Below are 6272 nucleotides of genomic sequence, written 5' to 3'. Positions count from 1 at the left end.
GTAGGCTATCTACTCTTTATTACTTTGCATATTTTGTGATAGTCTTACCACTGCTTAGTAAGTATGAAAAGCCAAAAGAACCACCAAAAACCTTAAGTGATTCTGTGCCGGAGATGAGGTGATGTCAATTCAAAGCAGATCTCTTACAAAATTCTCTGTCATCCCAGAGCTCTCTTCTGTCATCCCAGTGCTTGACACTGGGATCCAGAAAAAAAATAAATGGATTCCAGCATCATGTACACAATTGTATGAACGTTGTATACAACACACAGTGTCATTCCACTATCTTCCGTTGTCATCCCAGTGCTTGACACTGGGATCCAGGTATAAAAATACTTACAAATCATGCAATGGACAACAGATTCTAGGAGTGCATGATAACCATAATGTCAGTGATGAAATAAGCTGGATTCCAGTGTCAGCTACTTGCATGACATCAATTCGAAATTTACTAAAACAGTGGTTATGCATGGGATCTAATGTATTTGCAATCTTCTGCATGTTATTTCTATCTAGTCTGATATCTGCAGAAGAATTTAAATCATCACCAAATAAGAAAATAGACTGGAAATTTGATGGAATTGTCGGATCTTTCGATAGAGAGTCAATTCAGCGTGGCTATAAAGTGTATAAAGAAGTCTGTGCTGCTTGTCATTCAATGAATAGGGTAGCATTTCGTAATTTGCAAGATGTCGGTTTTTCTGAAGAAGATGTAAAACAAATAGCAGCTTCTTATCAAGTTAAAGATGGTCCGAATGATTTGGGTGAAATGTTTGACAGACCTGGAGTACCTTCGGATTATTTTATTGCGCCTTTTGATACAAAAAAAGCAGCTGCAGCAAGCAACAATGGTGCAGTCCCACCAGACTTATCATTAATTATTAAAGCAAGGCATGATGGTGCAAATTATGTCTATTCATTGTTAACAGGCTATCAAAACGGCGAACACGATGAAAATGATTTATATTTTAATTCGTATTTTCCAACAGGCAGATTAGCTATGGCGCCACCACTTTCTGAAGGAATGGTGGAATATGATGGTGCAAGGCAAGCCACAGTTGAAAATATGGCGTATGATGTGATAAATTTTTTACAATGGGCAGCAGAGCCAGAATTAGAGCGCCGGTATAAACTTGGATTAAAAGTAGTGGCGTATTTTATAATTTTAACAGTGTTTTTACATAATTGATTGTTGTTAGTTTGGAGCAAGCTCTATAAAAAGAAGTGATAGTCAATTTTGCCTCAAGCACAATGGTTGTCATCCAAGTAGCTAACACTGCTTCCTTTATGACGGTGTCATCCGAGTAGCTGACACTGGGATGGCTTTGTCGCATCGTACCTTATACGGTAATAATTTACGATAAATTCATGTAGCCATTTCGAATTTAGCCATACCAATGTCAGTAAATTTATTAAGCAAACAGCACTTAATGAGCAGTTCTTTTTCTCGATTTATAGCTCTTTTCATAGAAGTCCGGATGTGATAAGGATAGATAATGATAAGGAGGTTGAATGCCAGCAGCATATAGTTATGATTTAAGAAAAAAAGCAATGGAGGCGCTAGACGAAGGAGAAAGCAGAGAAGCAGTGGCAGCAAGATTTAAGATTGGACGAACTACTTTATGGGAGTGGCAGCACTGTAGGCTTGACCATAAATTATGTTAAGATAGAAAATGACTATTTTAGATAGAGCTTGATGTAATGCAGTGCGATACAAAATAACGGTAGAATATAATGGTAGTAATTTCTCTGGTTGGCAAAAACAGCAACACTCTGCTAACTCAATCCAGGAGAAGATAGAAAATGCTATATTTAATTTTAGTGATGAGAAAGTTACTTTGTACTGTGGTGGCAGGACTGATGCAGGAGTTCATGCTTTAGGACAAGTTGCTCATTTTGATACGGAAAAGGAATTTGAGCTTTATAGAATAAGGAATGCAATAAACTATCATTTAAAATCAATTCCTATAGTCGTGCTTAATGCAGAAGTTGTAGATGATGCGTTTCATGCACGGTTTTCAGCAAAAAAAAGATATTACGAATATAGAATAGTTAATCGCTATGCTCCTGCCGCTCTGGAGACGGGTTATGTATGGCAAGTGTTTAGCCCACTTGATGTAAATATGATGCGTGAAGCTGCTAAACATCTACTTGGAAAACATGACCTTTCAAGTTTCCGTTCAAAAGATTGTCAAGCTGCAAATCCGATAAGAACAATTGATGATATCGATATAATACAAAATGGGAATCATATACACATCAAAATATCTGCTATTTCCTTTTTACATAACCAAGTGAGGATTATTGTGGGTACTTTAGTTGAATTTGGAAAAAATAGAACCAATCCGCAAGAAATGCTAAATATATTAAACCAATGCAAAAGAAGTGCCGTTGGAGTTACTGCACCACCTTTTGGCTTATATTTGGTAAAGATAGATTGCTAATTTAATAAAAGCTAGTGAAATAAGTGCCATACCGCCACGGTATCTCCAGATTCCGCTAACAAGCAGCAAGATGACGAGTTTAAGTTCTCATTGGCATTACTACATATAATGCACTTGAATCGTCTTCATCAGTGATAATTGTAGCACTATTACCATCGGCTAAGCTAAACTTACATTTATTTTTAATGCAGGATAGAACATCAAGTAAATAACGCGAGTTGAACCCTATTTCTATAGGGGCTTCATTGTAGTCCACTTCTATGGATTCAGTTGCATCACTGCACTCTTGGGAGTTTGAATGCAGAGTTAGCAGCTTTTCTTGTAGTGAGAATTTAATAGATTTTACTTTATCAGATACAACAACGGAAACTCGATCTATAACGTCTGAAAGTTTTTTACTTTCAATAATCATATGCTTGTCTTGAGATGCTGGAATAACTGCTTTATAATTTGGAAAAGTTCCATCTATTAATTTTGATATTAGAATATATTCACCGCATGTAAACTTGATTTTTCTGTCTGAGAGTTTTACTTTAATTTCATTATAATCGTCGAATATTTTTAACAGCTCCATAACAGTTTTACGTGGAATGATCACACCAAATTCGCCATTGATGTTCCCAGGCTTTGGCCTCTTTATACATGATAAACGATGGCCATCAGTTGCAACGCAGTACAGAAATTGCTCATCTGTATGTAGATATATTCCATTTAAATTATACCTTGTATCATCTAGTGATACAGCAAATTTTGTTTTAGTTAACAAGTCTATCAGGTCTGTATTTAGTAGAGTAAAATCATGTTTATAATTGTCTTCTTCAAGAGCAGGAAAGCTGCTTGAAACTACATTCGGTAAAGAAAAGTTTGCATTTCCGCAAGACATCAATAATTTTCCTTGGTTGTTTACTTCAAAATTGACATCCAAATCAGCGGGTAACTTCTTCACTATGTCATGTAAAGTATGCGCTGAAATTTTTACTTCTCCTTCTGTTAATACGGTTGCAGCAAGTGAGGCAAACATTGAAATGTCAAGATCAGTTGCCATTAATTTTATGCTGCCGTGTTGTGCTTTGATATTTATACACGCCAAAACATCTATTGCATTACGCCTTTCAACCACTCCACTTACTCTGGATAATGTATTTAAAAGACTTGTGCGGCTCACGCTAAAACGCATCTGCTCGCACACAGAATTTTGCTTTTTGATTTCTGTATCTACACCTGCAACCCCTGACATTGCTAACTCTCAAAAATATATTTCAAATGATATCCACATCCCATATAAAGTAAAGTGCTATTTATCGAAAGGGCAGTCTGTTTTATACTACAACTGGAAAATTACCTATTCTGTTACAATAATTTACTTTGTATGGCATAAATCATGCACTTTTTGATACGCTTTTTGAAAACCAAGTAGGGAATAAGTATCATCAATGGTCACTGTTTTTGTTTTTCCATTAACTACCATTGATAATCCCTGCTTCATTTTTAGAATGACATCTTGATCTATTTTTGTATGCTCTGCCCACGCAAAACTTCCCTGTATTATGGCCAGTGTATATTTAATTTTTTTGTCGATATTGAGAGCTACAGGCTCCTTATCATACTGAAAACCAAAGGTAACGCTTACCTCATCTGCTTTTTTATCAACATAACTAACCATTACATACGGCTTGCGATTGGTTGTATAATATTCGCTTTTTTTTTTAGGATAGGATACAATATAACATACTTTCTCTCCATCTTCCAATGCAGTATACACGAGCCAATCTTTATATTTTTCCTTCAATTGTACATCACTAACCGATGCAAAAGCGCCTATCGAAAAAAATATTAGAAATATAAAAAAACTATGCATGCAAACCAAATTTCAAACTTTCAGATTGTATATATTGTTTTACCTTAGCCATCGCCTGCTCAGCCAACTGCCTTATTCTTTCTCTTGAAACACAATATTTTTTACTAAGTTCATCCAGAGTTTGAATGTCTCTTGCCCTTTCGTTGAGGCTCGCTAGTGCATTGTTTAAAATTGTTTCTTTTAATTCTTTTTCTTCATGATTCTGATAGGTTACTTCTTGACTAACCAAGCTACATGGGATCATATCTTGTAGCTCCCTTTTAGAGTCATCACCTATTTTTATGGAATCGTTTAGCGACTGATCCTTACAAGCCATACGGTAATTCATGTGCAGTACGTCTCCTTCGGATACAGAAAGCTCATTAGATATTGCTTTTATTTCTTCATTATTTAGGATTTCCCTGTTTGTATACTGTAAAATTCTTTTTTTTATTTTACGTACACTAAAAAACAATCTTCTTTGTGCTTGCGTTGTGCCTATTTTCACAAACGACCAAGATTTCAATATAAAGTCTTTTATTGAAGCTTCAATCCACCACACCGCATAAGTTGAAAAACGAAACCCTAAATCAGGATTAAACTTTTTCACTGCATGCATTAAACCCATATTTCCTTCCATGACCAGGTCCATCAACAATAGTCCATAATTTTTGAATTTCATTGCAATTTTCACTACCAAATTCAAATGGCTGGTAATCAATTTATGAGCAGAAGAAACATCCTTATATTGGTTCCAATTTTTTGCTAATCGTACCTCTTCCTCTTGAGACAGCATAGGAAATTTTTGCACCCTAGCAATATATTGCGTGAGATTGGTTCTGCTATCGACACATAAGCTTGCCATTGGGGTCAACATAACAACTTAAATTAAAACTTCATGCATATAATATATTGATTTTCCAGCAAAAATTCAAGCTTTGATTTGAAAAAAGTACAAATTTTTCATCTAATTTCTTGGAGACAGTAGGCCGCAGTGTTAGCTAATTGGATAACATTATGTAACTTTAGATGATATTCTACCAGTACAATGGTAAACGTTACAGCTTAAACACATAGCAAATAGTGTTATTCCAGTGCCTTGACACTGGAATCCACATTTCTTTTTTCTAGATCCCAGTGTCATGCTACTTGGATGACAAGAAAAACCCCACTGGGATAACAAGACTGAGATAGACTAGAAATTAAACGCTACTCCAGCTTCTGCACCAACAGTGCTGTAAAGAACTTTGAGTTCCCCTTTGTCTTTGCCTGCAGCAGCATCTTTATCAAAATGAGCACCAAAAGAACCGAAATAACGAGCTCCAGCATAAAGTTTGACTTCCGGAGTTACATCATAACTAACACCAGCTTTTACTTGACCAGCAAAACCAAATTTACTTTTTTGATCATTCACAGCGTCTTTCAAAGGAGTGCTAATATACGCTGCACCAACACCAACACCAATATATGGAGTGATAGGCATATCTTCAATTGCTATATCGTAATAAACGTTAACTAGTCCTGAAATTGCTGTTAAACTGTCTGCAATAGTATCTGGCGTAAATTTTGCATCTGTAACATCATTTTTGTTTAGGTATGAATAAACTCCTTCAACATCAACCCTGATGTCGTCCATTTTGTAACCAAACGCACCACCACCAACTATAAAAGGCGCTTTTAATGGACTGTAATCACCATTGTCTTTCTTATAGGTAATACCATCAACTTTTGTGAAAAGAGGTAAAATTTCACCGTTGTATTGCAAACGAACGTAGTAGCTAGTTTCTTCATCACTTATTGGACCAACAGGATCTGAAAAAGCAGAGTTTGATAAACTTAGCAACGTTGCTAAAGCGGCTGCTGAAAAAAACTTTTTATAATGCATAATTGTCCTCGTAAAAAAAATTAAAATCCCACTTTAGCAGTCTAAGTAACAACTAAAGTTAAGTCAAGTGCTAACTTAATAACACAAAATATCCTACATTTTAACT

Annotated in this window: 6 protein-coding genes and 2 pseudogenes; 3 read left to right on the top strand and 5 right to left on the bottom strand. The window is 35.6% G+C overall.

Annotated elements, in window-relative coordinates; translation table 11 throughout:
• Window positions 1–469: 469 nt before the first annotated feature.
• Complete coding sequence (locus WGMM_RS01010) at window positions 470–1189, top strand: cytochrome c1 (protein ID WP_051599591.1); 720 nt, start codon at window positions 470–472, stop codon at window positions 1187–1189.
• A 177-nt stretch (window positions 1190–1366) separates the two neighbouring features.
• On the opposite strand, the pseudogene WGMM_RS07430 reads toward WGMM_RS01010, so the two are convergent.
• Window positions 1367–1465: pseudogene (locus tag WGMM_RS07430) on the bottom strand (IS5 family transposase); the annotation flags it as partial.
• 47 nt (window positions 1466–1512) lie between these two features.
• On the opposite strand from WGMM_RS07430, the pseudogene WGMM_RS01005 reads away from it, so the two are divergent.
• Both WGMM_RS01005 and truA read left to right on the top strand, forming a co-directional pair.
• Window positions 1513–1635, top strand: a pseudogene (locus tag WGMM_RS01005) (IS630 transposase-related protein); the annotation flags it as partial.
• A 71-nt stretch (window positions 1636–1706) separates the two neighbouring features.
• The gene (truA, locus tag WGMM_RS01000) at window positions 1707–2444 is read left to right on the top strand and encodes a tRNA pseudouridine(38-40) synthase TruA (protein WP_038248686.1); all 738 of its coding nucleotides are present in this window, start codon (window positions 1707–1709) and stop codon (window positions 2442–2444) included.
• Window positions 2445–2523: 79 nt separating this feature from the next.
• On the opposite strand, the gene dnaN is transcribed toward truA, so the two are convergent.
• The 4 genes from dnaN to WGMM_RS00980 form a co-directional block, all read right to left on the bottom strand.
• Window positions 2524–3681, bottom strand: coding sequence for a DNA polymerase III subunit beta (gene dnaN, locus WGMM_RS00995; protein WP_038248683.1), 1158 nt, complete (start codon window positions 3679–3681; stop codon window positions 2524–2526).
• A 123-nt stretch (window positions 3682–3804) separates the two neighbouring features.
• Window positions 3805–4302, bottom strand: a complete 498-nt coding sequence (locus WGMM_RS00990) for an invasion associated locus B family protein (protein WP_038248680.1) — start codon at window positions 4300–4302, stop codon at window positions 3805–3807.
• The gene (locus tag WGMM_RS00985; RefSeq protein WP_038248676.1) at window positions 4295–5158 is read right to left on the bottom strand and encodes an RNA polymerase factor sigma-32; all 864 of its coding nucleotides are present in this window, start codon (window positions 5156–5158) and stop codon (window positions 4295–4297) included. Before WGMM_RS00985 ends, WGMM_RS00990 begins: the two co-directional genes overlap by 8 nt.
• Before the next feature lie 318 nt (window positions 5159–5476).
• Window positions 5477–6166: an acyloxyacyl hydrolase gene (locus WGMM_RS00980; RefSeq protein WP_038248674.1), complete on the bottom strand. Its 690-nt coding sequence runs from the start codon at window positions 6164–6166 to the stop codon at window positions 5477–5479.
• Window positions 6167–6272 lie beyond the last annotated feature (106 nt).

Origin of the sequence: Wolbachia endosymbiont of Glossina morsitans morsitans, from assembly GCF_000689175.1 — a bacterium.
Taxonomy (GTDB): Bacteria; Pseudomonadota; Alphaproteobacteria; order Rickettsiales; family Anaplasmataceae; genus Wolbachia; species Wolbachia pipientis.
The sequence above is the reverse complement of the archived record's forward strand: the minus strand, read 5'-3'. Positions and strand labels throughout refer to the sequence as shown.

Coding starts and splice junctions, on each gene's coding strand:
- WGMM_RS01010 (WP_051599591.1), top strand. CDS start 470: ATGGGATCTAATGTATTTGCAATCTTCTGCATGTTATTTCTATCTAGT.
- dnaN (WP_038248683.1), bottom strand. CDS start 3,681: ATGTCAGGGGTTGCAGGTGTAGATACAGAAATCAAAAAGCAAAATTCT.
- WGMM_RS00990 (WP_038248680.1), bottom strand. CDS start 4,302: ATGCATAGTTTTTTTATATTTCTAATATTTTTTTCGATAGGCGCTTTT.
- WGMM_RS00985 (WP_038248676.1), bottom strand. CDS start 5,158: ATGTTGACCCCAATGGCAAGCTTATGTGTCGATAGCAGAACCAATCTC.
- WGMM_RS00980 (WP_038248674.1), bottom strand. CDS start 6,166: ATGCATTATAAAAAGTTTTTTTCAGCAGCCGCTTTAGCAACGTTGCTA.